The organism is Streptomyces torulosus (assembly GCF_001419765.1).
In the GTDB taxonomy this organism is placed as follows: domain Bacteria; phylum Actinomycetota; class Actinomycetes; order Streptomycetales; family Streptomycetaceae; genus Streptomyces; species Streptomyces torulosus.
The window spans coordinates 1-1,988 of the sequence record NZ_LIRK01000096.1; the positions used below are offsets into that span (position 1 = coordinate 1).

At 76.7% G+C, this 1,988-nt stretch carries 1 protein-coding gene; it reads right to left on the reverse strand.

Annotation, left to right across the window (positions count from 1 at the left end; translation table 11 throughout):
- Window positions 1-1,926 (reverse strand): FUSC family protein (locus AOK23_RS07810; protein ID WP_055712019.1); only part of this gene is annotated, 1,926 nt, incomplete at its 3' end.
- Between the last annotated feature and the right edge of the window lie 62 nt (window positions 1,927-1,988).

Consider the following 1,988-nt stretch of genomic DNA (forward strand, 5'->3'; position numbering starts at 1 on the left):
ACCCGACGCACCTGCCCCACCCGGCGTTTCCAGCACGTCCGGCGCGTCCGGTACATCCGGGAGGCTGATGCCGGTGTGCCGCTGATGGCGGGCGAGCTGGTCGAGGAGGGCGGTGAGCTGCTCGGTGTGGTGGCGGCCGAGTCGTCCGGTGTCGTCGAGGTGGACCGCGCAGGCGGTGGTGGTGTCGACGAGCTGTTCGAGGACGGCGGCGATCTCGTCGGTGCCCTCGCTGTGCCGGGCGAGCGCGGGGTGTTCGGCTCCGGCGAGGGCGATCGCGGTTCGTGCCCCGGCGAGGGTGCGGTAGGCCTCGCGGCGCAGGGTCCAGCGGGCGGCGCGGTCGTCGGACTCCAGCACATGGGCGAGGTAGAGGTGGGCGGCCGCGGCCGCTTCGTCGAGGCGGGCACGGACACCTCCGCCGCGCTGACCCTTCGGTATCGGCAGATGGCCGACGATCAGGACGATGGCGCAGGCCAGCAGCGTCTCGCCGATCCGGCTCCAGGAGGCCTGCGGTTCGCCGCCGACCATGACGAGGGCGAGGACGAGCACGGTGACGACGGCGGTCTGGGCGGCGAAGTGCCGGGTGGCGACGGGGATGAGCGCGCCGCTGACCGCGACGAGGACGACGAGGCCCTCCGGCCGGGGCAGTACGGCGGCGCAGCCGGCGAAGAGCACGGCGCCCAAAACGGTTCCCGCGGCCCGGCACAGCACACGGGACACGAGCGGCCCGAGGTCGGGCTTGACCAGGAACACGGCGGTCGCGGGCAGCCAGTACCAGTGCTCGTGGCGCAGTGCCTGCGCCACGGCCGCGCTGGCGCCGAAGGAGAGGGCGACGCGGAGCCCGTACTCGCGGCCGCCGGTCCCGAGCGCGAGGCGGAGGAGTGATCCGACGGTACGGCGCCGGGTGGGGAGGGTGCGTGCGTCGCCCCGGTCGAAGGCCTCGGCGGCGTGCAGGAGCGCGTCGTCGAGGGCGCGCAGCGCGGGCGCGGAGCGGGCGGGCGCGGGCAGCGGCCCGGTGGCGGTGTTGCCGCGTACGGCCTCCGCCAGCCGCCGGGGTCCCGCGGAGGCCCGGCCGTCGATGTCGTCGCCGGTCCAGGCGAGCGCGGTCGCGGCCTCGGCGAGCGGCAGGGCGGCCGTGTACTGGGCGTGCAGCCGCCGTTCGGTCGACGAGCTGGCGTACCGCCGCAGCCGGGGTCCGGTGAGCGCGTCCTGGGCGTGGTCGAGAGCGGCGGTGAGGGCGGCGCGGCGGGCGGTCGCGTCCGGGGTGCCGACGGCGTCGAGCAGCGCGGCGATCGCGTCGTACACGGCGGCCACGGCGTCCCGTTCTCCGTCGAACCGGTAGTCGCCGCCGGTCAGCGCGCTGGGGGTGGGCAGGACGAGGCGCAGGGCGAGCAGCCATCCGGCCCCGGCGAGATAGCCGAGCGCCCGTTCCCACCCCGGCTCCGGCAACGGCATGCCGGCCCCGATGGCGGCGGCGACGAGAAGTTGGGTGCCGGCACCGGAGGCGACGGGCCCGACGGCGCTCATGCCGCCGGCGAGCACCCCGAGCAACGTGAGCAGCAGGGTGAGGGCGACGGCACCGGCGTACTGCCCGGCGTCGCCGGGGGCGTGGCGGTCCGCGTAGGCGGAGGCGTACTGCCCGGCGTACGTCCCGATGAGCAGTCCCAGGGCACCGGCGAGGGCGGGCACGCCGAGGCGCTGCACCGAGACCCGGCGGCTGCCGGGCCGGTCGTTGATCCCGGCGAGCATGGCGCCGAGCGCGGCGACCACGCCGAGGGAGGGGTGTCCGGCGAGCAGGGCGAGGGTGAGCAGCGGTCCTCCGGCGAGCGCTCCGCGCACCACCGCGTTCCAGGGCACCGGCCCCCTTTGCGCACGCAGGGCATGAGCGAGCCAGGGCGGCAGGGCGGTGCGGAGTGCGGGGCGGGACACGGGGCTCCTGTCGTCGGGGGAGGCGGAGGTGTGCCTTCGGGCGACGGTGGCCGGGGCGCGGG